The 24,459-nt window shown below is 62.4% G+C and carries 17 protein-coding genes; 12 read left to right on the forward strand and 5 right to left on the reverse strand.

The window, feature by feature from the left end:
* Positions 1–124 precede the first annotated feature (124 nt).
* Together GE073_RS12280 and GE073_RS12285 are read right to left on the reverse strand one after the other, a co-directional pair.
* Complete coding sequence (locus tag GE073_RS12280; protein ID WP_153783536.1) at positions 125–1,996, reverse strand: ABC transporter ATP-binding protein; 1,872 nt, start codon at positions 1,994–1,996, stop codon at positions 125–127.
* Positions 1,977–3,728, reverse strand: a complete 1,752-nt coding sequence (locus GE073_RS12285; protein WP_028597665.1) for an ABC transporter ATP-binding protein — start codon at positions 3,726–3,728, stop codon at positions 1,977–1,979. Before GE073_RS12285 ends, GE073_RS12280 begins: the two co-directional genes overlap by 20 nt.
* A 547-nt stretch (positions 3,729–4,275) precedes the next feature.
* Between GE073_RS12285 and GE073_RS12290 the strand changes: the two genes are divergently transcribed.
* Positions 4,276–6,315 carry an endonuclease MutS2 gene (locus tag GE073_RS12290; protein WP_101809117.1) on the forward strand — a complete coding sequence of 680 codons (2,040 nt, stop codon included), beginning with the start codon at positions 4,276–4,278 and terminating at the stop codon, positions 6,313–6,315.
* Positions 6,316–6,336: 21 nt separating this feature from the next.
* Here the strand turns inward: GE073_RS12290 and GE073_RS12295 are convergent, their stop codons facing one another.
* The gene (locus GE073_RS12295; RefSeq protein ID WP_101809118.1) at positions 6,337–6,990 is read right to left on the reverse strand and encodes a thiamine diphosphokinase; all 654 of its coding nucleotides are present in this window, start codon (positions 6,988–6,990) and stop codon (positions 6,337–6,339) included.
* Between the two features lie 133 nt (positions 6,991–7,123).
* Between GE073_RS12295 and GE073_RS12300 the strand changes: the two genes are divergently transcribed.
* Together GE073_RS12300 and GE073_RS12305 are read left to right on the forward strand one after the other, a co-directional pair.
* Entirely contained in the window at positions 7,124–7,774 is a 651-nt protein-coding gene (locus tag GE073_RS12300; RefSeq protein ID WP_028597667.1) for a trimeric intracellular cation channel family protein, read from the forward strand.
* Positions 7,774–8,262, forward strand: coding sequence for a low molecular weight protein-tyrosine-phosphatase (locus GE073_RS12305; protein WP_101809119.1), 489 nt, complete (start codon positions 7,774–7,776; stop codon positions 8,260–8,262). The genes GE073_RS12300 and GE073_RS12305 overlap by 1 nt, the downstream gene beginning before the upstream one ends.
* A gap of 85 nt (positions 8,263–8,347) precedes the next feature.
* Here GE073_RS12305 and GE073_RS12310 read toward each other — a convergent pair whose 3' ends face one another.
* The gene (locus GE073_RS12310; protein WP_153783537.1) at positions 8,348–9,079 is read right to left on the reverse strand and encodes an alpha/beta hydrolase; all 732 of its coding nucleotides are present in this window, start codon (positions 9,077–9,079) and stop codon (positions 8,348–8,350) included.
* Between the two features lie 300 nt (positions 9,080–9,379).
* On the opposite strand from GE073_RS12310, the gene pdhA reads away from it, so the two are divergent.
* The 4 genes from pdhA (at position 9,380) to lpdA (ending at position 14,390) form a co-directional block, all read left to right on the forward strand.
* Complete coding sequence (gene pdhA, locus GE073_RS12315) at positions 9,380–10,456, forward strand: pyruvate dehydrogenase (acetyl-transferring) E1 component subunit alpha (protein WP_174817673.1); 1,077 nt, start codon at positions 9,380–9,382, stop codon at positions 10,454–10,456.
* 69 nt (positions 10,457–10,525) lie between these two features.
* A complete protein-coding gene (locus GE073_RS12320) occupies positions 10,526–11,503 on the forward strand; it encodes an alpha-ketoacid dehydrogenase subunit beta (protein ID WP_153783538.1) in 978 nt (325 codons plus the stop codon).
* Positions 11,504–11,635: 132 nt separating this feature from the next.
* On the forward strand, positions 11,636–12,970 hold the full coding sequence (locus GE073_RS12325; RefSeq protein WP_028597672.1) for a dihydrolipoamide acetyltransferase family protein: 1,335 nt from the start codon (positions 11,636–11,638) through the stop codon (positions 12,968–12,970).
* 4 nt (positions 12,971–12,974) lie between these two features.
* Positions 12,975–14,390, forward strand: coding sequence for a dihydrolipoyl dehydrogenase (gene lpdA, locus GE073_RS12330; protein WP_028597673.1), 1,416 nt, complete (start codon positions 12,975–12,977; stop codon positions 14,388–14,390).
* A gap of 682 nt (positions 14,391–15,072) precedes the next feature.
* On the opposite strand, the gene GE073_RS12335 is transcribed toward lpdA, so the two are convergent.
* A complete protein-coding gene (locus tag GE073_RS12335) occupies positions 15,073–16,332 on the reverse strand; it encodes an IS256 family transposase (protein WP_153783539.1) in 1,260 nt (419 codons plus the stop codon).
* 1,490 nt (positions 16,333–17,822) lie between these two features.
* Between GE073_RS12335 and thyA the strand changes: the two genes are divergently transcribed.
* The 5 genes from thyA to GE073_RS12360 all read left to right on the forward strand — a co-directional run bounded on the left by thyA (position 17,823) and on the right by GE073_RS12360 (position 24,459).
* Positions 17,823–18,617, forward strand: coding sequence for a thymidylate synthase (gene thyA / locus GE073_RS12340; RefSeq protein ID WP_153783540.1), 795 nt, complete (start codon positions 17,823–17,825; stop codon positions 18,615–18,617).
* Positions 18,614–19,123, forward strand: a complete 510-nt coding sequence (locus GE073_RS12345; protein WP_028597675.1) for a dihydrofolate reductase — start codon at positions 18,614–18,616, stop codon at positions 19,121–19,123. Before thyA ends, GE073_RS12345 begins: the two co-directional genes overlap by 4 nt.
* 198 nt (positions 19,124–19,321) lie before the next feature.
* Complete coding sequence (locus GE073_RS12350) at positions 19,322–20,809, forward strand: glutamate synthase subunit beta (RefSeq protein ID WP_153783541.1); 1,488 nt, start codon at positions 19,322–19,324, stop codon at positions 20,807–20,809.
* 179 nt (positions 20,810–20,988) lie between these two features.
* Entirely contained in the window at positions 20,989–22,641 is a 1,653-nt protein-coding gene (locus GE073_RS12355; protein ID WP_228551452.1) for an extracellular solute-binding protein, read from the forward strand.
* Between the two features lie 78 nt (positions 22,642–22,719).
* Positions 22,720–24,459 carry a sensor histidine kinase gene (locus GE073_RS12360; RefSeq protein ID WP_101809125.1) on the forward strand — a complete coding sequence of 580 codons (1,740 nt, stop codon included), beginning with the start codon at positions 22,720–22,722 and terminating at the stop codon, positions 24,457–24,459.

Genomic DNA, 24,459 nt, shown 5'->3' on the forward strand with positions numbered 1-24,459 from the left:
ATGGACGCAGCTTGCAGGCGGCCGTTCCGGATGATTCGGCCTTCCGCCGATAGGGCGGGCTTAGGCCCGGCAGCCGGTTCGGACCCTCGCTTGCCGCCTTGCAGGCGCGGCGGTCAAGAGAAAATTAGCCGGTCGGCTGCCGGCCGGAGTCCGGCTGGCCTTGCGAATGGCGGTACAGGCGCGCGTAGTAGCCGCCTTTGCCGAGCAGCTCGCCATGCGAGCCGGACTCGACGATGCTGCCGCTGCGCATGACGAGGATGCGGTCGGCGTTCATGATCGTCGACAGCCGATGCGCGATGACGAGCGTCGTCCGTCCTGCGGAGACGGCGGCGAGCGCCCGCTGCACCATCTGCTCGGTGCTGGAGTCGAGGTTCGCCGTCGCTTCGTCGAGAATGAGGATCGACGGACGGAAGACGACGATGCGGGCGAAGCTGATCAGCTGGCGCTCTCCGGCCGACAGGCCGCTGCCTTTTTCGCTCAGCATCGTCCCGTAGCCGTCCGGCAGCCGTCGGATGAGGCGGTCGGCGCCGACGAAGCGGCATGCCTCGCGCGCCTCCTCCTCGGAAATCGACGGATCGAACAAGCGCACGTTGTCGAGAATCGATCCGGAGAACAGATACGGCTCCTGCTGCACGAGCCCGACGATGCGCTGCAGGCGCGCGAGCGGGATATGGCGCACGTCGACGCCGTCGATCGAAACGGAGCCTCGCTGCACGTCATAGAAGCGGCAGAGCAGGCTGATGAGCGAGCTCTTGCCGGCTCCGGTCGTGCCGACGATGCCGATCGTCTCGCCCGGGGCGACGTCGAGGCTGACGCCCCGCAGCACGGGCTGCTGCGGATCGTAGCCGAACTCGACGTCCTGGAAGCGCACCGCTCCGGGACCGATCCGCTCGAGCTCGGCGGCGTCCGCGGATGCGTCGTCCGGCAGCGCCGAGCGGGTCTGGAACAGCTTCCAGATGCGGTCCATCGAGACGGAGGCGGCCTGCAGCGTGTTCCACTGCTGGGTGATCGAGTTGATCGGCTGGAAAAACTGGCGGATGTACGTGATGAACGCGTACAGGACGCCGAACTCAAGCCCTTCCCCGTAGACGGCCCGGCCGCCGAGCCAGGTGACGAAAGCGACCGACAGGTTGCCGAGCAGGTCGAACGAGCGGTTGAACAGCACGTTCGTGCGGATCTCCCGCAGGTTGGCCTCGTAATAAGAGCCGTTGCGCTCCTCGAACTGCCGCTGCTGCTCGCGCTCCTGGCGGAACGCCTGCACGAGGTTCATGCCGCTCAGGTTCTCCGCCGTGAAGGCGATGAGCCGCGACAGCCGGGTGCGCGACTGCTGGTACGTCCGGCGCATGTAGCCGCGGAATCCGGCCGCGATCAGCGCGATCAGCGGCAGCAGCAGCAGGCTGTAGCCGGCCAGCACTGGATCGAGCTGGAACATGAGGAACAGGATGAAGACGAGCGTCAGCCCGTCGCGGAACAGGCTGAGGCATACCTGCGTGAAAAACTGGCTTACCGTCTCCGTATCGCCCGACATATGCGTGACGAGGCTGCCGCTGGACATGCGGTCGTAAAAGGACGGCGAAAGGCGCGACAGATGGCGGAACAGATCCTTGCGCAGCTTGGAGACGATGCCTTGCCCGGCCCGCTGGACGAGCAGGCTCTGCCAGTAGCTGAAGGCGAGGGCGAGCAGCGACAGCGCCAGGTACAGCCCGGCCAGCAGCAGGACGGGGCCGAGCTCGCCGCTGCCGCCCATCAGATGGTCGTCGATCGCGATCTTCACGAGGAACGGCTGCAGCAGATCCGCGGAGATCGCGATGACGGTGCAGGCGACGACGCCGGCGAACGTCTTGCGGTACGGCTTCGCATAGGAGAGCAGGCCGCGCCAGGCGGTCCGCTCGGCTCCATCCGGCGCGGAGCCGGAGGCGGGCGGGGAATCCTGCCGGTCCTGCCTGCGCTCCTGCCTGCGCGCCTCCGCGTCCGGCTCAGGCGCCTTGTCCGCCATGGTCCATTCCTCCTTTCTGCAGCGACGCCAGCTCGGCATACCAGCCGTCTTCGCGCAGCAGCTGCTCATGCGTGCCGCGCTGGACGACGCGACCTTCGTCCAGCACGACGATCTCGTCGGCATGCTGGATCGCGCTGATGCGATGGGCGATGACGAGCGTCGTCCGGCCTGCGCGCACACGGCGGATGCTCGACACGATGGCCGATTCCGTCTCCGCGTCGACGGCGCTCACGCTGTCGTCGAGGATGAGCAGCGGCGCTTCCTTGACGAGTCCTCTCGCCAGGCTGGCGCGCTGGCGCTGCCCGCCCGACAGCGTCACGCCGCGCTCGCCGAGCCGCGTGCCGAAGCCTTCCTTGAACTGCCGCGCCTGCTCGTAGATCATCGCCTGGCGGGAAGCGCTCTCGATTTCGGACTCGGTGGCGTCCCGCTTGGAAAAGGCGATATTGTCCCCGAGCGTCGTGCTGAACAGGAACCCGTCCTGCGGCACGTAGGCGATCGAGCCGCGCAGCGAGCGCAGCGTCACGTCCCGGATGTCGGCCTCGCCGATCCGGATCGCGCCTGCGGGAGGCTCCATCATGCGCAGCAGCAGCTTGGCGAGCGTCGTCTTGCCGCTGCCGGTACGCCCGATGAGAGCCGTCGTGCGGCCGTGCCGGATGTCGAGGTCGACGCGGTCGAGCGCCGGCCGCGAGGAGCCGGGATAGCGGTACGTCAGGCCGCGGACGGCGATGTCCGCCCGCTGTGGCAGCTCGACGGCCTGCGGCGAATCCTCGATGTCCGGCCGGCTCGCGAGCAGCTCCTGGATGCGCTCGAGGCTGGCGCGCGAGCGCTGCATCGTGTTGATGACGTTGCCGATCTGCTGGAGCGGATTGATCATGAGCCGCACGTACAGCGTCAGCGAGACGTACATGCCGACGGTGATGCCGCCGGAGAGCGCATGGTAGCCGCCAGCGGCGAGCGTCACGACGAGCGACGCGGAGCCGAGGAACGGCAGCAGCGCCTGGAACAGCGAGCTCAGCCGCACGAGCTTCAGCTGGCTGCCGTAGACGCCGTCGACGCGGGCGCCGAAGCGGGCTTCCATCATCGGCTCCACGGCGAACTTCTGCGTGACGCGCATGCCGCCGATCTGCTCCTCCGCGGATTCGGTCATGGCGGCGAGCTCCTCTTGGGCGTGCCGCGAGCGCTCGCGGATGCGCGGGCCGAAGTAGACGACGATCGGGGGGATGAGCAGCAGCGGAGAGACGCAGACCGCGACGAGCCCGAGCGGCAAGCCCGACAGCGCCATCATGACGACGGCGCTGCCGAGCAGGATGACGGCGTTGGCCGTCTGGTTGAAGCCGGCGGAGATCGCCTCCCGCACCGACTTGACGTCGTTCAGCACGTAGCTGAGCATGCTGCCGACGCCGTGCTTGGCATAATACGCCTCGCTGAGGCGCGTGAACTGCTTGAACAGCCTCTTGCGCGTCAGCCGCTCGAAGTTTCGTCCAAGCCTCATGATGAGGTATTGGCCGGAGCCGGCGAGCGAGCTGTAGAGCAGGGCGATGCCGGCGAGCATCAGCGCGGAGCGGCTGATCAGCACCGGCGTCAGCGCCTCCTGCTGCAGCCGGTCGGTGAATTCGCCGAGCACGCGAGGGTACAGCGACTGGACGATGTTGCCGAGCGCGATGGCCAGCAGCGCCGCGCCGTACAGCGGCGCCTTGGCGGCCAGATACGGGCGCAGCAGGCGTTCCTTCATCCTGGGCATTCCTCCTCGGGATAAGGTTTCCTCGCCTTCATTATACCTCCAACCGAGCCGCGCAGAACGTTTTAGTACCAAAATAGTGCCTGGGGAGCAAAGGTTGACTTTTGCCCGAGAACCTGGGTAGGATAAGGGAAGGCCGATTCCGATCGACTTTTGTCCACTTTTCCGAAAAGGGGAGCTATTGATGACCCAGGGTGTTCAGATCTCGTAATTTCATAGGACTGCCTTCGATTTGCCTGCCGGCGCAAGCGCCGTCTTTCCGCAGGCTTTTTCGAAGCGGTCCATGATCGAGCTCTGAACCGAAGGATCCTCCCTGACCATAGACGGATATTCCGTCCGATTCCGCCGCCTGCTTCTTTCAGCGGGCGGCGCGCGGACGGCCATCCGCTGCGAGACAGGAATGGAGCGCTTCTGCGTTCCGTTCCTGTCTTTTTTGCGTTCCGGCGAGAGGATGAGGCGGACGGAATCGGCTTGTCCAACCTTCGGAAGTCCGTTTTACCCATCGAATGTCCCTATTTTTGCTTCGAGGAGGCCAATTCCTATGAACCACGCATCGATGATGCGCCTTGACTATAGCTTCATTCAGCAACAATTGCTTGACCTCGCCGTATCCGAGCCTGGCCGCCGGCTGGCGGAGCGGCATGTCCCGACGGCTTCGCTCCGTCAGGCGGAAGCGTGGCAGGAGGAGACGGCGGAGGCCGACGCGCTGCTGCGCGCCGGCTCCAGCGTGCCGCTGTCTGCGATGGAGGGCATCGGCTCGTTCCTGGCGCTGCTCGGCAAGGGACGGATCTATGACGAAAAGGAGCTGTCCGGCCTGTCGTCCTGGCTCGGCTCCATCGCGCAGATGAAGCGGTACATGGCCGCCAAGCGCGAGCTCGCTCCGCGGCTGTCGGGTTATGCCGACTCGATGCGCGACTGTCCCGTCCTCAAGGAGGAGATCGACCGCTGCATCCGCGGCGGCTGGCTGCTCGACCATGCTTCGCCCGAGCTGTCGCGGATCCGCCGCAGCGCCCAAGTAGCCGAGGACCGCATCCGCCGCAAGCTCGACGCGGCTCTCGTCAAGTACAAGAGCAGCCTGCAGGACGCGATCGTCAGCCGCAGGGGCGACCGTTTCGTGCTTTCGGTCCGCAGGGATCAGCGCCGGCTCGTGCCGGGAACGGTGTGGGACGAATCGGCGAGCGGACAGACGCTGTTCATCGAGCCGTCAGACGTCGCCGACCTGCAGGCGGAGCTGGCGATGTGGAAGCAGGAGGAGGAGCGGGAGCGCACGCGCATCCTCTCCGTGCTGTCGTCGATGGCCGAAAGCCATGCCGAGCCGCTGACGGTCAATCTGGAGGCGATGGCGCTGTTCGACTTCATTCTTGCGCGCGGCAAGCTGTCCCGCTCCTATGACGGCACTCGGCCGCGGCTGCGGTCCGAGCCGATCGTCCGGCTGCGCGGCGGACGCCATCCGAAGCTCGGAGCGCAGGCGGTGCCGATCGACGCGGAGCTCGGCGGCGGCTGGGACCAGCTTTGCATCACCGGACCGAATACCGGCGGCAAGACGCTCGCGCTGAAGACGATCGGCCTGTTCGCGCTCATGGCGCAGGCGGGGCTGCTCCTGCCGGCGGAGGAAGGCAGCGAGTTCGGGCGGTTCGACGACATTCTCGCCGACGTCGGAGACGGGCAAAGCATCGAGCAGTCGCTCAGCACGTTCTCGTCGCATCTGGCCATCCTGGCCGAGATCCTCGCGGCGGCAGGAAGCTCCACGCTCGTCCTGCTCGACGAGCTCGCCGCCGGCACCGATCCGGAGGAAGGCATCGCGCTGTCGGTCGCGGTGCTTGAGGAGCTGGGAGCGAGAGGGACGAAGGTCGCCGTAACGACTCATTTCAACGAAATCAAGGCCTACGCTTCGCGGACGCCGCGCTGCATGAACGCGCGGATGGCGTTCGACGCCGAGACGCTGCGGCCGCTGTACCGGCTCGAGCCGGGCGAGGCGGGAGACAGCTATGCGCTGTCGATCGCGAGGCGGTACGGCTTGCCGGAAAGCCTGCTCGCGAGGGCGGAGGAGCTGAAGCGCGGCGGAGCTCGGCCGGATGCGGCGGCGTCCGGAGGGGAGCGTCCACAATCCCAGGCGGACAACGGCCGCAAGCCGTCGGCGTCTCGCGAGGAGCGCCGGCCAGAGCGAGGCGGGCAGCCGGACGCCGTGCAGGGGACGCCTGCTGCCGGATCGGACCTCCATGCGCCGAAGGCGGGCGGCAATGCGCGCGAGCCGGAGCCGCTGCGCGGCTCCAAGCCTGCTCCGAAGCCCAAGGAATTCACGGTCGGGGATTGCGTGTGGATCCATCCGCTCAAGCGGACGGGGATCGTGTACCGGGAAGCGGATGCGAGAGGGGAGGTGGTCGTGCAGGTGAAGCAGGAAAAAAGGACGTTCAACCGCAAAAGGCTGTCCCTCTATATTGGCAGGGACAGCCTCTATCCGGGCGCGGATTACGATATGGACATCGTGTTCGACAGCAAGGAGAACCGCAAGGCGAGGCATCGGATGTCGCGCAAGCATGTGCCCGGGCTGCAGATCGAGACGCCGGGCGGCGACGAGTGATCGGATGCGCTGGCGATCGGTTCAGCCGGATGTCTCCATGACGAGCAGCCAGCCTTGGCGCAGCGACACTCTGCCCGTCTGGCCGTCCAGCGCGTTGCTGATGCCGAGCGACTGCCCGATGCGCAGCTCGGCTTCGCGCAGCGGATAGCGGAATCCTTCCAAAGTGATGCCGGAGGCCGTCTCGCCGAGCGGCAGCAGCGAGACATGGGGGAAGCGGCTGCGTTGCAGATGCAGCGACTGTCCTCCGCGCATCAGGCGGATGCGGTTCGTCTCGTCCTCGATCGTCGTCTCGACGCCGCGCTCCGCCGCGAGCCGAAGCAGATGCACGTTGGCGAGCGAATGGTCGAAGCGGCTGCCGAGCGCGCCGACGATCAGGATGGACGCCGGATCGAGGTCGAGCGCGCGCCTCAGGGCGAGCTCGGTGTCGGTATAGTTTTTGTCGATCGGATCGAACGAGGCCAGCTCGGCGCTCCCCGCCTCGATTTCGGCCAGCTCGTCCTCCTGCACGGAGTCGAAATCCCCGAGCGACAAATCCGGCCGGATGCCCGAGCGGATGAGGAACAGCGCTCCCGCGTCGGCGCCGATGATATAGTCGCCGGGTCGAAGCAGGCCGGCCGTCCACGGTCCGAGGCTGCCGCCCGTTACGATGGCGACCCGCTGCAGCTGCTGCGGCATAGGCTCATTCCTTCCTGTATGTACTGCGGCCCATTATAGCGCGGGGAACGTGCAGCCGCAATCCGGTTGCGGGATAGCCCTCCCCCGGCTATTATAGGTAGGATAGTTGCGGCATCATAGATACGGGGGCGTAATCGACTTGTACACAGAGATTTTCGCGGTATTCAGCATCATCGGCACGATCGCCTTCGCGGTCAGCGGCGCGATCGTCGCCATGGAGGAGGAGTACGACATCCTCGGCGTGTTCGTGCTGGGGCTGGTCACGGCGTTCGGAGGCGGCGTCATCCGCAATCTGCTCATCGGCATCCCGGTGACGACGCTCTGGACGCAGGGGCTGCTCATCAAGATCGCGCTCGCCTCGATGACGATCATCTTCCTGCTGCCGGTCAGCTGGATCCAGCACTGGCGCAAGGCGGAGGCGCTGTTCGACGCGATCGGGCTGTCGGCCTTCGCCATCCAGGGGGCGCTCTACGCCACGGAGATGAAGCATCCGCTCAGCGCCGTGCTTGTGGCCGCGACGCTGACCGGCATCGGCGGCGGCATCATCCGCGACCTGCTGGCCGGGCGCAAGCCGCTCGTGCTGCGGGACGAGATCTATGCCGTCTGGGCGATTCTCGGCGGAGCGGCGATCGGGCTGGGATGGTTCAAAGGGACAGCGATGCTGCTCGTGCTGTTCGGGCTCATCATCGTCATGCGGATGCTGTCCGTCATCTTCAAATGGCGGCTGCCCCGCCGGTCGCTGCGGACGGCGTCGGCCGACCGCAGGGAAGGAGGGATGTTCTGATGGCGAGCAAGGTGAACGTCGTGTTCGTCTGCTTGGGCAACATCTGCCGCTCGCCGATGGCGGAGGCGGTGCTGCGCCATCTGGCCGCGCGGCGCGGACTGGAGCAGGCGGTCGTGGTGGACAGCGCCGGAACGGGCGACTGGCATCTCGGAGCCGTTCCGCATGAAGGGACGCGCCGTGAGCTCGACCGCGCGGGCATCTCTTATGAAGGGATGCGGGCGCGGCTCGTCGACCGCGACGATCTCGAGCGGGCCGACTATATCGTCGTCATGGACCGCGCCAACGAGCGCGACGTGCGGGAGCTGATCCGAGCCGGGGGCATCGTGCCGCAGGGCAAGCTGCTCCGCTTCATGGAGCTGCTGCCGGACGAGGAGCTCGACGGCGTGCCCGATCCGTATTATACGGGAGACTTCGAGCAGACAAGGAGGCTCGTCGCCGCGGGCTGCGAGGCGCTGCTCGACAGGATCGAGCGCGAGTTTTCAGCCTAGATCAAGCTGCGGCAAAAAAAGCGGGACGATAGCCGAACCATTCGGCTTTCGTCCCGCTTTTCGTTTCAGCTCCGAGGCTGGGGCTTTAGTCCAGGAAATGCTTCAGGCCGTCCGGGATCTCGCGCTGCCACGATCCCCATTGATGCTTGCCGTCCTTCTCGACATAATGGATGTCGGCGCCGCGGTCGGCGAGCAGGGCGTCCATCTCGCGGTTCAGCTTGACGAAGTCGTAGACGCCCGTATCCGTCTCGAAGTCGGTCTCCTGGAGGCCGACATACAGATAGAGCTGCAGCCAGGACAGGTCGCCCTGCTCGGCCGCGATCGCCTGGGAGGCGCCGTAAAAAGCGCCGGACAGCGAGAAGACGCGGTTCCACAGCTCCGGATAGCGGAGCGCGAGATGGAGCGATACGGTTCCGCCGAGCGAATCCCCGATCAGCAGCCGCTCGCGGCGCTCCCGCCGGACGGGATACTTCTCCTCGACGAACGGCAGCATCTCCTCGGCGAAAAAGCGCGTGTACGCCTCATGGCGGGCGCCGTCCGGGGAGTATTCGCTCGTCCGCTTCTTCTTGTCGACGTCGACGCCGACGAGGATGAACGGCTCGAGCTCGCCGTCGATGATGAGGCGGTTGGCCAGCGTCGCCGCGCGGCCGAAGTTGAACAGGTCCTCGCCGTCCTGGCCGTAGACGACCGGATAGCTGAGCACTTCGTTGTAGCCGGGCGGCAGGTAGACGCGCAGCTCGCGCGAGCCCTCCTCGAGATGGCGGCTCGGCACCGTCTCCTTGAGGATCGTTCTTTTCAAATAAATGTCGTCTGGCATCGTTCTCTTCCTCCTTGGCTGCATGGGACGGCGTAGGTCGGGGTAAACAATAAGGAGATGACCGCTCCGAGCCGGGCGGGGCGGCGGAGACTCCGTTGAATGTAACCGCTCTTGTACTATCCTGTTATATATGTCGCGGTTAGCTGTTACACATACACAAAACGTTAAAAACCCGTGAAAGTAATGAAAAAACAACGTTTTTTCCTTTTTTGCTTTGACCGTTTCAGCGCAACAGGTTTATAATAATTCTATAACAGAAGCAGGCAAGTTTCAAATAACAAATCGAGGTGAACCTCTCTGATGAGCAAGCTGCTGAACAAGCATTCTTACGAAGTGCATAGCGAGGACGTAACGCCGCTTACGATTCTTTCCCCCGAAGGCGAAGTCGTCAATCCCGACCTCATGCCTGACCTCAGCGACGACCAGCTGAAGGAACTGATGTACCGCATGGTGTTCACCCGCACCTGGGACGAGCGCGCCGTCAACCTCGGCCGCCAGGGCCGCCTCGGCTTCTACGCGCCGGTATCCGGCCAGGAAGCGTCGATGATCGGCAGCGAGTTCGCGCTGAACAAGGACGACTTCATCTGCCCGGGCTACCGCGACATGCCGCAGCTCGTCTGGCACGGACTGCCGATGTACCAGGCGTTCCTGTACTCCCGCGGCCACCAGCACGGCGGCCAGATTCCGGAGGACGTGCATGTGCTGATGCCGCAGATCATCATCGGCGCGCAGATCCTGCATGCGACCGGCGTCGCGATGGCGTTCAAGAAGCGCGGCGAGAAGCGCGTCGCCATCACGTATACGGGCGACGGCGGCTCCTCCGAGGGCGATTTCTACGAAGGGCTGAACTTCGCCGGCGCCTACAAGCTGCCGGTGATCTACACGGTCCAGAACAACCGCTACGCGATCACGACGCCGTACGAGAAGCAGACGGCCGCCCAGTCGATCGCCCACAAGGCGCTCGCCGCCGGCATCAAAGGCGTGCAGGTCGACGGCATGGACGTCCTCGCGGTCTACAAAGCCGTCTCCGAAGCCGCTGAGCGCGGCCGCAGCGGCGAAGGCGCGACGCTGCTCGAGCTGCTCACGTACCGGTTCCGTCCCCACTCCATGGCGGACGACACGACCAAGTACCGCACGAAGGACGAAGAGGGCGAATGGTCGCTCAAGGATCCGATCATCCGCTTCGGCAAGTTCCTGGAGAAGAAGGGCCTTTGGACGGAAGAGGATACGGCTCGAGTGAAGGACGAGGCGAAAGCCGCCGTCAACGAAGCCATCAAGAAGGCGGAAGCGACCGAGAAGATGACGGTCGCCGGCTTGATCGACACGATGTTCGAGCATACGCCCGCCCACCTGGAAGAGCAAAAAGCCGATTTCTGATCCGAACCCAAGCGATCGATGAGTCCGGGGCGGCGCGCGCCGCTCCCCCTAAGGAGGAACCTGTTAATCATGGCTCAAATGAACATGTTGGAAGCAATCCGCGACGCTCTTCGCACCGAGCTGAAGCGGGATGAGAACGTAATGCTCTTCGGAGAGGACGTCGGCCACACCGGCGGCGTATTCCGCGTCACCGAAGGTCTTCAGAAGGAATTCGGCGAGGAGCGCGTCTTCGATACGCCGCTGGCGGAATCCGCGATCGCCGGCATGGCGGTCGGCCTCGGCGTGCAAGGCTTCCGTCCAATCGCCGAGATCCAGTTCGTCGGCTTCATCTACGAGGCGATGGACCAGATGTTCATCCAGGCAGCCCGCATGCGCTACCGCTCCGGCGGACGCTACAACTCGCCGATCGTATTCCGCACCCCTTTCGGCGGCGGCGTCAAGGCGGCCGAGCTGCACACCGACTCGCTCGAAGGTCTGGCGCTGCAGACGCCGGGCATCAAGGTCGTCATTCCTTCCAATCCTTATGACGCCAAAGGCCTCATGATCGCGGCGATCCGCGACAACGATCCCGTGTTCTTCATGGAGCATCTCAACCTGTACCGCGCCTTCCGCGCCGAAGTGCCGGAGGAAGAGTACACCGTCGAGCTCGGCAAGGCGAACGTCGTCCGCGAAGGCTCCGACGTCACGATCGTGACGTACGGCATGATGGTCCATACGTCCGTCAAGGCTGCCGAAGAGCTGGAAAAGGAAGGCGTAAGCGTCGAAGTGATCGACATCCGCACGCTCATGCCGCTCGACATCGACACGATCGTCGAGTCGATCAAAAAGACGAACCGCGCGATCGTCGTGCAGGAAGCTCAGAAGACTTCCGGCGCGGCGGCCGAAATCATCGCCCAGATCAACGAAAAGGCGATCCTTCACCTGGAGGCGCCGGTGCTTCGCGTCGCAGGTCCGGACACGGTGTATCCGTTCGCCCAGATCGAAGATCAATGGCTTCCGTCCCCGGCGCGCGTCGTCGCGAACGTCAAGAAAGTCCTCGAATTCTAATTCCGTTCTGAACGGAATTTGCTTGCACGCTTTTCACCCCTGCAGCCGCCGCGGCGGGCTGCGCGTCCTCTTGGACCGCAGCTTGTCCGCTCCCGGTCGGTTCAGCTCCAGATGCAAAAGGAGGTTCACCTCGTGGCCAAGTTTGAATACCGGTTCCCAGAGCTGGGCGAAGGCCTTCATGAAGGCGAAATCATCAAGATCCACATCAAGGTCGGAGACAAGGTCACCGACGACGACATCATTATGGAAGTGCAGAACGACAAGGCCGTCGTAGAGGTTCCTTGCCCGGTCAACGGCACGGTGCTCGAGGTTCTTGCCAAGGACGGCCAGGTATGCCATGTCGGCGACGTCGTAGCCGTCATCGACGCCGAGGGCGATCTGCCGGAAGGCGCCGCTCCGAGCGAGGACAGCGCGAAGGAAGTCGCCAAGGACGAAGCGCAGAACGTCGCTCCGGGCGCAGTCAAGGCCGACGCCGAAGTGACGGCGAAGGACGCGGCTCCGGCATCCGCTCCTGCAGCGGCTCCGGCCGCCAAAGGCCAAGTGCTCGCTACGCCTAGCGTGCGCAAGTTCTCCCGCGAAAAAGGCGTGGATATCGCGTCCGTGCAAGGCACTGGCAAAAACGGCCGCATCACTCGCGAGGACATCGAGAAGGCAGCCGCAGGCGGCGCGTCCGCTCCGGCGGCAGCCGCTTCCGACAATGCCGCTGTCGCGGCAAAAGGCGCAGGCGAAGCCAAGTCCGCTCCGGTCGCCAGCCAAGGCGGAGACCGTCCGGAAGAGCGCCTGCCGTTCAAAGGCATCCGCAAGATCATCTCCAACGCGATGACGAAGTCGGCGTACACCGCTCCTCACGTGACGCTGATGGACGAAGTGGACGTGACCGCGCTCGTCGAGCTGCGCAAAAAAGCGAAGCCGGTCGCCGAGAAGAAAGGCGTCAAGCTGACGTACCTGCCGTTCATCGTCAAAGCGCTCGTCGCCGCCGTGCGCGAGTTCCCGATCATGAACTCGATGCTCGACGAGGAAGCGCAGGAGATCGTTCTGCGCAAGTACTACAACATCGGCATCGCGACCGATACCGACAACGGCCTGATCGTGCCGGTCATCGAGCATGCGGACCGCAAGAACGTCTGGACGATCGCCAGCTCCATCAGCGACCTCGCCGCTCGCGGCCGCGACGGCAAGCTGTCCGGCGCCGAGCTCAAAGGCAGCACGATTTCCATCACGAACATCGGCTCCGCCGGCGGCATGTTCTTCACGCCGATCATCAACTTCCCTGAAGTGGCCATCCTCGGCGTCGGCCGCATCGCCGACAAGCCGGTCGTCAAGAACGGCGAGATCGTCGCCGCTTCCGTCATGGCCCTGTCCCTCAGCTTCGACCACCGTCTCATCGACGGCGCGACGGCTCAGAATTTCCTGAACTACATCAAGCAGCTTCTGGCCGACCCGCAGCTGCTAATCATGGAGGTATAAGCTCATGGTAGTAGGAGACGCATCTCTCGATATCGATACACTGGTCATCGGCGCCGGTCCCGGCGGATATGTGGCTGCGATTCGCGCAGCCCAGCTTGGCCAAAGCGTGCTTTGCGTGGAGAAGGAACATGTCGGCGGCGTGTGCCTGAACGTCGGCTGCATTCCTTCCAAAGCCCTTATCTCCGCTTCCCATCAATATGACACCGTCAGCCATGCCGAAGCGATCGGCATCACGGCAGGCGACGTCAAGGTCGACTGGAGCAAGATCCAGGACTTCAAGGGCGGAGTCGTGAAAAAGCTGACGGGCGGCGTAGCCAGCCTGCTCAAAGCCAACAAGGTGCAATACTTCGCCGGCGAAGTGATGTTCATCAACGAAAACGAAGCGCGTGTCTTCAACGATCAGGAAGCTCCGCGCTACCGCTTCAAGAACTGCATCATCGCGACGGGCTCCCGCCCGATCGAGCTGAAGGCATTCCCGTTCGGCGGACGCATCGTCTCCTCCACGGGCGCGCTGTCGCTGCCTGAGATTCCGAAGAGCCTGGCCGTCATCGGCGGCGGCTACATCGGCGTCGAGCTGAGCCAGATGTACAGCAAGTTCGGCACGAAGGTGACGATCATCGAAGGCCTCGACTCGATCCTGGCCGGCTTCGACAAGGACATGTCCCAGCTCGTGGCCAAGAAGCTCAAAGCCAAAGGCGCGGAAATCATCACGAACGCGCAAGCGAAGAGCGCCGAGCAGACCGACAAGGACGTCACCGTGACGTACACGGTCGACGGCAAGGAGCAGACGGTGACGGCTGATTACCTGCTCGTCACGGTCGGACGCCGTCCGAATACGGACGGAGAGCTCGGCCTCGACCTGATCAACATCAAGATGACGGACCGCGGCCTCGTCGAAGTCAACGACGAAGGACGCACGAGCATCCCGCATATCTTCGCGATCGGCGACATCGTTGCCGGCCCTGCGCTCGCGCACAAGGCGATGTACGAAGGCCGCGTCGCGGCTGAAGTCATCGGCGGACAGCCGAGCAAAGTCGACTACAAGTGCATGCCGGCCGTCTGCTTCTCCGATCCGGAGTGCGCCAGCGTCGGTCTGACGGAGAAGGAAGCGAAGGACAAAGGCTACAACGTCAAGGTCGGCAAGTTCCCGTTTGTCGCCAACGGCCGCGCCCTGTCCCTCAACGCGACGGAAGGCTTCGTGAAGCTCGTCGCCGACAAAGACAGCGGCCTCGTGCTCGGCGCCCACATCGCGGGCATCGAAGCGTCCAACATGATCTCCGAGCTCGGCCTCGCGATCGAGATGGGCGCTACGCTCGAGGACATCGCGCTGACGATCCACGCGCATCCGACGCTCGGCGAGATCACGCTGGACGCGGCGGAAGTCGCGCTCGGCCATCCGATCCATACGTTTGTCAAGTAAGATCGCGCTTTTCAGGCCGGCCCTTTCTGGGGCCGGCTTTTTTTATGGGCCGTCTAGCGGCTCAGCGAGCCGTGCCATTCGTTCTCCGTCCGGAGAAGGGGGGCTTTGGACAGGCGAACCGCTGCGCGAGCCGAGCCTTTCTCGACCGGGAGCCGGAAAGCGGGCTAGGGACAGGCGAACCGCTGCGCGAGCCGAGCCTTTCTCGACCGGGAGTCGGAAAGCGGGCTAGGGACAGGCGCATCGCTGCGCGAGCCGAGCCTTTCTCCGATTCCACTGGAAGCCGGATGCCCGGATTGCCCGACCTCCTAGGCGGAGGCCATCCGTCTTCCAAGAGGACCGCTGCCGCTTCACCGAAAGGCATCGTCTCGCTCCGCTTTGCCTTTTCCATCAGCTTCGCCTTTCCCGCATACTCGGCACTCGGCAGCATGAACGGGCGCTGCGGAAAGAGTCAGCAAGCAGCTCTCAGCTTGCTGGAAGTGCCCCAGGCTGTAACGACTTGGTCGCATATCGAAATCGCTCGCCCGATCCGAAGAACGTTTGACTCCCTCGTCTCGACGAATGGAGGATCAACCGGTCGGAGTTGCGCGGAAAAACCGAGTAACTCGAGCAAGCAGGGGCGGAACCAGAGGTCAAGTCCATAATTGTGTGTAAAAACACTTCTCGGTAAAAAATGGAATTGGGTTTAAAGGCTGTCCGTCGCTTCCGTCATGGTGGTGCTGGTTTCCTGCTCCTCCGAGCCGGCGCCCTGAGTGGCTTTCTGCTTCTTCCACGCCTTGAAGTCCGTCATGTCCATGTACGGCTTCTTCGTCATCCAGTACTCGTTCTCTTCCATGAGCATGGCTCCGATGAGGCGAAGGACGGAAGCGCGATTGGGAAAGATGCGGATGACCGTCTCGCGCCTGCGGATCTCCCCGTTCAGGCGCTCCATGCCGTTGGAGGTGCGCAGCCGCACGCGGTAGGCCTCCGGGAAGGCCAGCACCGCGACGGCGTCCTCGAACCCGTCCTCCAGTATTTTCATCGCTTTGGGTGCTGTCTCGGCATACGCCTCAAGCGTCTGTTCGAGATAGGAACGAGCCGTCTTCATGTCGGGCGCATCGAAGATCGATCGGACGCGACTCTTGATTTCGCTTTGGAGCGCTTTGGGCGCTGCGTTCAGCACGTTCTTGATGAAGTGCGTCTGGCACCGCTGCCACGAGACCCCTTGAAACTCCTTCTCGATGGCCTTGACCAGCCCGCCATGGTAGTCGCTCGTCACGAGCTCCACGCCGTGCAGGCCGCGCTCCTTCAGCCAGCGGAAGTAGGCGCCCCAGCTCTCCTCCGACTCGGTGTCGTCGACGCGCAGGCCCAGAATCTCACGCCGGCCTTGGTCGTTCACGCCGTAGCCCACCAGAACGCCTCGAGAACAGATACGGCCTTCTTCACGCACCTTCACGTAGATCGCATCGATGGTGATGAAGGGGAAGGCGTGGTCGGCCAGAGAGCGGTTGTTCCAGTCGTGGACAGCCGGGTCCAGCTGCTTGCACAGGTGGCTGACTGTTGACTTGGAGAACTCGGTTCCGCACAGCTCCTCGGTGATTTTGGTCACCTTGCGCGTCGACACGCCGTTGATGACCATTTCCATGAGCGAGAGAACCAGCGCTTGCTCGCTGCGCTGATACCGGGCGAAAAGCTCGGTAGAAAAGGAGCCGTCCCGAAACCGGGGGACGCGCAAGGTGACGCTGCCAGCGCGGGTAATGACGTCGCGCTCGTAGCTGCCGTTGCGGTAGCCCTTGCGCTCGCTGGTGCGCTCGTACGTCTGCGCCGCCAGCTGATCCGTCGCCTGGGCTGTCAGCACCTGATTCAGCACCGTCTCCAGCAAGCGGGCCACTCCCGCGTCCCGATCGGTTCCGATAAACAGCTGGTGCAAAATGTCCTGATCTACGGTAATCTGGTATGGAGTCATGTGTAGGCACTCTCCTTGGAATGTTGGTCTCGACAACTTCCATTCTAACCGAGAGTCCTACCATGGCTTTTCTTTTTATGGTCAGGAGCATTTTACACAATTATATGGACTTAACTGGAACCAGAAGGAGTTGCACGGAAAAACCGAGTAACTCGAGCAAGCAGGTGCCGAACCGGCCGGAGTTGCGCGGAAAAACCGAGTAACTCGGGCAAGCGGGAGCCGAACCGGCGGAGTTGCGCGGAAAAACCGAGTAACTGGAGCAAGCAGGGGCGGAACCAGAAGGAGTTGCACGGAAAAACCGAGTAACTCGGTCAAGCGTAGGCCGAAGCGGTCGGAGCTGTGAGGTCAATTCAAGTAACTCCGGCAGGCAGGCGTATCGGTTAGATTCTAAAAGACGGGCTTGCAAGCGGCTGTAACCCGATTTGTTCGGGTTACAGCCTAAAAGACGGGCATGTGAGTAACTGTAAGCCGATTTATTCGGGTTGGAGCTTGAAAGACGGGTGTTCGAGCAGTTGTAACCCGATTTAATCGGGTTAGAGTCTGAAATACGGGCTTGCGAGAAGCTCTAACCCGATTTATTCGGGTTGCAGTTTGAAATACGGGCTGTCGAGTCGCTGTAACCCGATTTATTCCGGTTAGGGCCTAAAAGACGATCTTGCGAGAAACTCTAACCCGATTTATTCGGGTTGCAGTTTTTCCAGCTCGTTATTGAAGCTTTCGAAGGTTCTGGAAAATGCGATAAAAGAAATCCTGGGGGCATCGAGATCGGAACGAGTCACTACGAAGCGGAGCGAGGGTGGGTTCGGCATTAGCATCTAACTGATTTTATTGGTGACGGGCCTAGTGGTGATGAGCGAAGGCACCGAGCGAACTTAAAGAGCGAAACCAAAGAGCGAAGACGGACGGGGGCTCGTGGAGAAGCGTCAGCGGTTCCCTTGAAGGTCGGATTCCTTCCGCTTCGGAAGAGTACATTCAAAGGAATCTGGGCTTCAGGGAGATCGGAACGAGCCCCGCTCGCGAAGCGGATGCCGGTTTCAGTTTCCATTCGGCAAAGCGATAGCAGTTTCCGTTCTGCGCTACGCGATGCGGATGCAGCTTTCGGTCCTCAATGTGCGAGCAACGGATTTGCTTGCGTAAATCATTCAAGCGAGCCGTAGGCGAAGTGAAACCAAAAAGCGAAGACGGACGGGGGCTCGTGGAGAAGCGTCAGCGGTTCCCTTGAAGGCCGGATTCCTTCCGCTTCGGAAGAGTACATTCAAAGGAATCTGGGCTTCAGGGAGATCGGAACGAGTCCCCGCTCCGCGAAGCGGCTGTGGATTCGAATGCCGGATTCGGATTCCGGTTCCGGCATTCCGAGTCCCGCTGATTTTGTTCCGCACGAAGAGACAAATAAGAGACAAACGAGCCTTTAAGATGGTAAACTAACAGAAAGGTTCGCGAGATAGAGGGGCATCAGGCCGTTCGGCCGGTCCTGAGCTAGGGGGTAACCGATGAAAAATTATTTGGAGCTGCTGCAGGATATCCTGGACAACGGGACGGAGCGTTCCGATCGAACGGGAACCGGCACGATCGCCGTATTCGGTCGGCAGCTGCGGTTCGACTTGTCCAAGGGCTTTCCGCTCGTCACGACGAAGCGGGTACATGTCAAATCGATCATCCACGAGCTGCTCTGGTTTCTGAGCGGCGAGACGAACGTGAAGTACCTGCAGGAAAACGGCGTCCGCATCTGGAACGAGTGGGCGGACGAGAACGGTGACCTCGGTCCGGTATACGGCTCGCAGTGGCGCGCTTGGGAAGGCAAGGACGGCCGCGTCCATGACCAGATCGCTGCGGTCGTCGAGTCGATTCGCACGAATCCGGACTCGCGCCGCCATATGGTGAGCGCCTGGAACGTCGGCGAAGTCGACGGCATGAAGCTGCCGCCTTGCCATTTCGTGTTCCAGTTCCAGGTCAGCGGAGGCAAGCTGAGCTGCATGTTCACGATGCGCTCCTCGGACACGTTCCTCGGCTTGCCGTTCAACATCGCCCAGTATGCGATGCTGACGCATATGATCGCGCAGCAATGCGATCTGGCGCCCGGAGAGCTCATTTATTCCGGAGGCGACGTGCATATTTATGCGAATCATCTCGAGCAGGTCAAGCTGCAGCTGACGCGCGAGCCGCATCCGCTGCCGCAGCTCGTGCTGAAGCGCAAGCCGGCGAGCATCTTCGACTACCGCTACGAGGACTTCGAGATCGTCGGCTACGAGCATCATCCGACGATCAAGGCCGAGGTGTCGGTATGAGGATCACGATGATCGCGTGCATGGACCGCGATCGGCTGATCGGGCGCGGCAACGACCTGCCGTGGAAGCTGCCGGAGGACATGCGCTTTTTCAAGGAGCAGACGATGGGCAAGCCGGTGCTGATGGGACGCAAGACGTTCGAGTCGTTCGGCAGCCGTCCGCTGAAGGGCAGGCGCAACCTGCTGCTGACCCGCGGCGGCGGCGAGGCACCGGATGGCGTGGAGCTGTTCCGGACGCCGGAGGAGGCGCTGCAAGCCGTCGCCGGAGAGCAGGAGCTGATGGTCATCGGCGGCGAGCAGATCTACCGTCTGCTGCTCGGCCGCGCGGACCGTCTGCTGCTGACGGAGATCGACCGCTCCTACGGAGGCGGCGACGCTTACTTCCCTGAGCTGCCGGACGGCGAGTGGGAGCTCGCGGATTCCGCGGCCGGTCTCGAAAAGGGACCGGCAGGCGAGACCTACGCCTTCCAAACGTATATTCGAACAGCGCCTGCGCGCAATTCGTAATCTCTATGCCGCTGTTATGCGACAAAGTGCAAATGATTGTACGCATACTCCATTATGCTAAGTTGTGAAACAATGCTACGATGTTGTACAAAGTATGCGCTGGAATGCAATATTATGTAGCGACGCATCGGGTCTTGCATCCGAAGAACGGTGACAGAGAGACGGAGCGGGACCTAAAGGATGGAGGAATGGGGAAAGATGTCGACACCAACTGGGTTCATGGAATATAAACGCGAGCTGCCGGCAGACCGCAGTCCGCTGGAAAGAATCAAGGATTGGGACGAGTTCCACAAGCATTTGCCGGACGATCAGCTTCGGACGCAAGGCTCCCGCTGCATGGACTGCGGCACCCCGTATTGCCATACGGGCATGGAGCTGGCCGGAGGGGCGTCGGGCTGCCCGGTCAACAACCTGATTCCCGAGTGGAACAACCTCATCTATCGCGGCTTGTGGCGCGAGGCGCTGGAGCGCCTGCACAAGACGAACAATTTCCCGGAATTCACCGGACGCGTCTGTCCGGCGCCATGCGAGGGCTCGTGCACGGTCGGCCTCATCGGCGATGCCGTCACGATCAAGACGATCGAGCAGGCAATCATCGACCGCGGCTTCGACGAGGGCTGGGTCGTACCGCAGCCGCCTCAGCTCCGCACGGGCAAAAAGGTCGCCGTCGTCGGCTCCGGACCTGCCGGCATGGCTTGCGCCGCGCAGCTCAACAAAGCCGGCCACACGGTGACGGTGTACGAGCGCGCGGACCGCATCGGCGGCTTGCTGACGTACGGCATCCCGACGATGAAGCTCGACAAGGGGATCGTGCAGCGGCGAGTCGATCTGCTCGAAGCCGAGGGCGTCGACTTCGTGACGAATACGGAGATCGGCAAGGATATCGCGGCCGAGGAGCTGCTGGCAGGCTTCGACGCGATCGTCCTGTGCGGCGGCGCGACGAAAGCCCGCGGCGTCGACATCGAAGGCTCCGATCTGAACGGCGTGCATATGGCGATGGACTACCTGAACGGCACGATCAAGAGCTACCTCGACTCCGGCCTGGAGGACGGCAACTACATCTCCGCCAAGGACAAGGACGTCATCGTCATCGGCGGCGGCGATACCGGCACGGACTGCGTCGCGACGGCTCTGCGCCACGGCTGCAAGTCGGTCACGCAGTTCGGCACGCATGCCAAGGCCCCGCTGCAGCGCGATCCGATCACGAATCCGTGGCCGCAGTTCCCGAACGTGTACACGCTGGACTATGCCCACGAAGAAGCGAAGGCGCTGTACGGCGAAGACCCGCGCGCGTTCTCCGTCCTGACCAAGAAGTTCGTCGGCGACGAGAACGGCCAACTCAAGGAGCTCCACACCGTCCAGATCGAACGGATCGTCGACGAGACCGGCCGCAAGATCTACAAAGAGATTCCCGGCACGGAAAAGATCTGGCCGGCGGATCTCGTGTTCATCGCGGTCGGCTTCGAAGGGCCGGAGAACACGCTTGTGCAGGCGTTCGAGGTCGAGCAGGACCGCCGCACGAACGTCAAAGCCCGCTACGGCGAATACCGGACGAGCGTCGACAAGGTGTTCGCCGCCGGGGATATGCGCCGCGGCCAGAGCCTTGTCGTCTGGGCGATCAACGAGGGGCGCGAGGCGGCTCGCGAGGTCGACAAGTATTTGATGGGAAGCAGCATGCTTCCTTGATTCGGAGCCTATTCTGCAAGCGCCTGAGCGATCGGGCGCTTTTTCCCGTTCCGGCGAGGAATCGCTTTCAGGTAAAGAACGGGTAACGAAAACAAGAGATGGATGTTGTTGCGGGCCGAAAGGGCTCGGATAATAAAGGCAGATCTCTGTCCACTCTTCCTTGAAAGGGGCTGCAGCAGGTGAAGGTCGCGAGTCGGAGCAAAGGAAAGCTGGGACTGGCTGCGCTTGCGCTGCTTCAGGTGTTGCTGTCATGCGACGCCAATTCGAATGGAACCGTAAAGCCTGTCGCTTCGGAAGAGCCGACGGAAGGGATCGAGCCGCTCCCGATCGAGCTGAGCTTCGTCCGCATGACCGAGGACGACCTGATCCTGAAGCTGCCGGGAGAAACGCTCGAGGACAACCGCTGGACCCGTTTGTATGAAGACGAGCTAGGCATACGCATCCGGTACGAATGGGTATCCAAAGGAGATCTCTATGACCAGAAGCTGGGAGGTGCGCTCGCTTCCGGAGCGATTCCGGATGTCGTCAAGGTCAATGCGGAGCAGCTGCGGACGCTCCACAACGAAGGCTTGATCCAGGAGCTGACGGAGGTCTATGACCAATATGCCTCGCCATTCACCAAAACGATTCTGAACCAGGAAGGCAGCGCCCCGTTCCAACGGGCGACGATCGACGGCAAGCTGATGGCGATCCCGGCTACGGGCTCGTCGATCGAGGGCGCGAAATACATCTGGATCCGCAAGGACTGGCTGGATCGGCTGGAGCTGGATCCGCCGCGAACGATGAACGATCTGCTGGAAATATCGAAAGCGTTTACAGAAAGAGATCCGGACGGAAACGGCCGCGACGATACGTACGGCATCGCCCTGACCCGCAGCCTGCTGGCGCCTCTGATGGGAATCAGCGGACTGCTGGCCGGCTACGAAGCCTATCCGACGATGTGGCTCGAGGACGAGGACGGCCAGCTCGTCTACGGCGGCATCCAGCCGCAAATGCGGGAAGCGCTCCTGGTGCTGCAGCGGCTGTACAAGGACGGGCAGATCGATCCGGAGTTCGGCTTCAAAAACAGCGTGCAGGAAGAGAAGCTGATCGCAGACGGCAAGATCGGCCTGTTTTATGGCGAGCAGTGGGGCTCGTTCCTCGCGCAGGCGAGCCGCTCCAAGGACCCGGAGTCGGACTGGCAAGCCTACCCGATCGTATCGGCGACGAGCGAGCCGGTCCGGGTGCCGCTTCCGCTAGGCACCTATCAATACTTGGCCGTACGCAAGGACTACCCCCATCCGGAAGCGCTGATCAAGCTGCTCAACCTTCATCTGGAGAAAAACTGGGGCGAGACGGCCGAATATGAGAAGTATTACAGCACGCCGCAGCCGGTATGGAAGCTGTCGCCCGTCACGCCGTACCCGGCGCTCAAAAATCTCGAGGCTTTCCGGCAGCTGGAGCAGTTCCGCAGCACGGGAGACCGCTCCGTCCTGAAGGCGGAAGCGAAAGCGATCCAGAAGTATATCGAGATCTACGAAGCGGGCAAGGAAAACCGCGATGCGGGCTGGGGCTGGAAAAAGACGTACGGGCCGGACGGCGCCTTTTCGATCCTGGAGCAGTACATCCGGAACGACCAGCTGCTGTACGAGCGTTTTCTCGGACCGCAGACATCGACGATGATCGAAAAGCAGTCCGTGCTGTACAACTTGCAGATCGAGACGTATGCGAACATCATCCTGGGCCGCCCGATCGAGGAGTTCGATCGGTTCGTCCAGGATTGGAACAGCCTGGGGGGAGAGAGGATGACGAGGGAAGTAAACGAGTGGCTCCGGCAATCGAACGCGCCTTGAACCGGCCGCCCAAGGACATGTCGCCGTCAATCAGACTGGCCGCCCTGCTGGCGGAGCGGCCGCAACGGAGGGTTCAGCTTGTTTCGATTCCCGGTCAACTCCATCCGCAACTCCATCTTCATCCGGCTCGTCCTGACTTATCTGTCCGTCATCCTGCCTATTCTGGCGCTCGGCGTCTACCTGTACCATTGGAGCGCGAAAAATGCCCGCGAGGAAATCTCGCGGGCGACAACGACGCAGCTGTCCTATTATATGGAAGACTTGAACCGCGAGATCGAGTGGCTTGAAATCCAGCAGTACGATCTCGTCCAGGACAACGAGCTGAACCAGCTGGCCGTCGCCTGGGAAAAGATGAACGGCGTGGAGCGGACGGCGGGCATGAACTATTTGATCCAGCGCCTGACCTCGATCAAGAACAGCAGTCCGTACATCAAGGACGTGTACGTCCATCTGCATTCGATCCGCAAGACGGTGTCCGCAGCGCATGATGTGTACGAGTTCCAGCAGGGCAGCTTCGACGATCTGCTCGCCTCGCTCGGCAAGGAGAAGACGAGGCTCATCACCTGGCAGCAGACCTTCCATCTGCGGGCGTCGAAGGCCAGCGGAGAAGCGGGGGGCAAGCCGCTGTTCATCGTCCAGATCGTGCTTGATGCCGAGCGTCTGAAGGAGTCGATGAAACAGCTCAATTCCTACGAAGAGAGCGGCTCGTTCGTCATGGACGACAGATCTTCGTTCGCGATCGCGAGCGATCCCGGCTCGAGCGAGATGATGAGGCAATCCGCCGCGCTCGCCCGAAGCTCGTCCGCAAGCGCGTTCCGGCTCGAGCTGGACGGGAAGGAGTACCAGTTCAACAAAGTCAGCTCCGCCAAGCTGGGGCTGACGGGCTTCATCTATATGCCAGCCGAGACGGTCGCCAAGCCGCTGAGCAAATTCGAGGTCTGGGCCTGGCTGTTCGCGGCGGCAACGCTGATGACGATCCTCATTTACGCCTATTCCACCTATCGATTCGTGCACAAGCCGTTGCTGCTTCTCGTACAGAGCTTCAGAAGGATGGAGGGCGGTGCCTTGGACAGTCCGATCGAGCATGAGCAGAAAGACGAGTTCGGCTATCTGTACCATCGGTTCAACCACATGCTGAAAAAGCTGCAGATGCTGATCGATCAGGATTTCAAGCAGAAGCTGATGATGCAGAAGGCGGAGCTCAAGCAGCTGCAGTCGCAGATCAATCCGCATTTCCTCTACAACAGCTTTTTCATCCTCAACTCGCTCGCGCGCACGGGAGATACGGACCGGATCGAGCAGTTCACGAACATGCTGGGCGAATACTTCCGCTTCATCACGCGCAGCGGAGCGGATCTTGTGCCGCTGGCCGAGGAGACGCGGCATTCCCGCATGTATACCGAGATCCAGGAGCTGCGCTTCTCCAGGCGGATCGCGGTCGAGTTCGGCGAGCTGCCGGAGACGATGCGGACGATCAGCGTGCCGCGGCTGATCATCCAGCCGATCATTGAAAATGCGTACGAGCACAGCCTGGAGAAGGTGACCGAGGAGGGGCTGCTGCGCGTATCGTTCGAGCGGGAAGAGGACGAGGCGCGCATCGTCGTCGAGAACAACGGCGAGCCGATCGGGGAGAGCCTGCTCGAGGAGCTGCGCCGGCGGCTCGACAGCTCTTCGGACTCGTATGAAATGACCGGCATGATCAACATCCACCGGCGGATCCTGCTCACCTACGGGGAAGGCAGCGGCCTCAGCCTGTCGCGAAGCGAGCTGGGCGGACTGAAGGTTGCGATCCGCATCAGGCTGAAGGAGACGGTATGA

Origin of the sequence: Paenibacillus sp. B01 (assembly GCF_009649995.1) — a bacterium.
Lineage (GTDB): Bacteria > Bacillota > Bacilli > Paenibacillales > Paenibacillaceae > Paenibacillus_O > Paenibacillus_O pasadenensis.

Excerpts from the sequence above, each read along its gene's own strand:
- thyA (WP_153783540.1), top strand. The coding sequence starts at position 17,823 with ATGAAAAATTATTTGGAGCTGCTGCAGGATATCCTGGACAACGGGACG.
- GE073_RS12335 (WP_153783539.1), bottom strand. The coding sequence starts at position 16,332 with ATGACTCCATACCAGATTACCGTAGATCAGGACATTTTGCACCAGCTG.
- lpdA (WP_028597673.1), top strand. The coding sequence starts at position 12,975 with ATGGTAGTAGGAGACGCATCTCTCGATATCGATACACTGGTCATCGGC.
- GE073_RS12290 (WP_101809117.1), top strand. The coding sequence starts at position 4,276 with ATGAACCACGCATCGATGATGCGCCTTGACTATAGCTTCATTCAGCAA.
- GE073_RS12320 (WP_153783538.1), top strand. The coding sequence starts at position 10,526 with ATGGCTCAAATGAACATGTTGGAAGCAATCCGCGACGCTCTTCGCACC.
- GE073_RS12350 (WP_153783541.1), top strand. The coding sequence starts at position 19,322 with ATGTCGACACCAACTGGGTTCATGGAATATAAACGCGAGCTGCCGGCA.
- GE073_RS12305 (WP_101809119.1), top strand. The coding sequence starts at position 7,774 with ATGGCGAGCAAGGTGAACGTCGTGTTCGTCTGCTTGGGCAACATCTGC.
- GE073_RS12285 (WP_028597665.1), bottom strand. The coding sequence starts at position 3,728 with ATGAAGGAACGCCTGCTGCGCCCGTATCTGGCCGCCAAGGCGCCGCTG.
- GE073_RS12280 (WP_153783536.1), bottom strand. The coding sequence starts at position 1,996 with ATGGCGGACAAGGCGCCTGAGCCGGACGCGGAGGCGCGCAGGCAGGAG.
- pdhA (WP_174817673.1), top strand. The coding sequence starts at position 9,380 with ATGAGCAAGCTGCTGAACAAGCATTCTTACGAAGTGCATAGCGAGGAC.
- GE073_RS12345 (WP_028597675.1), top strand. The coding sequence starts at position 18,614 with ATGAGGATCACGATGATCGCGTGCATGGACCGCGATCGGCTGATCGGG.
- GE073_RS12310 (WP_153783537.1), bottom strand. The coding sequence starts at position 9,079 with ATGCCAGACGACATTTATTTGAAAAGAACGATCCTCAAGGAGACGGTG.
- GE073_RS12295 (WP_101809118.1), bottom strand. The coding sequence starts at position 6,990 with ATGCCGCAGCAGCTGCAGCGGGTCGCCATCGTAACGGGCGGCAGCCTC.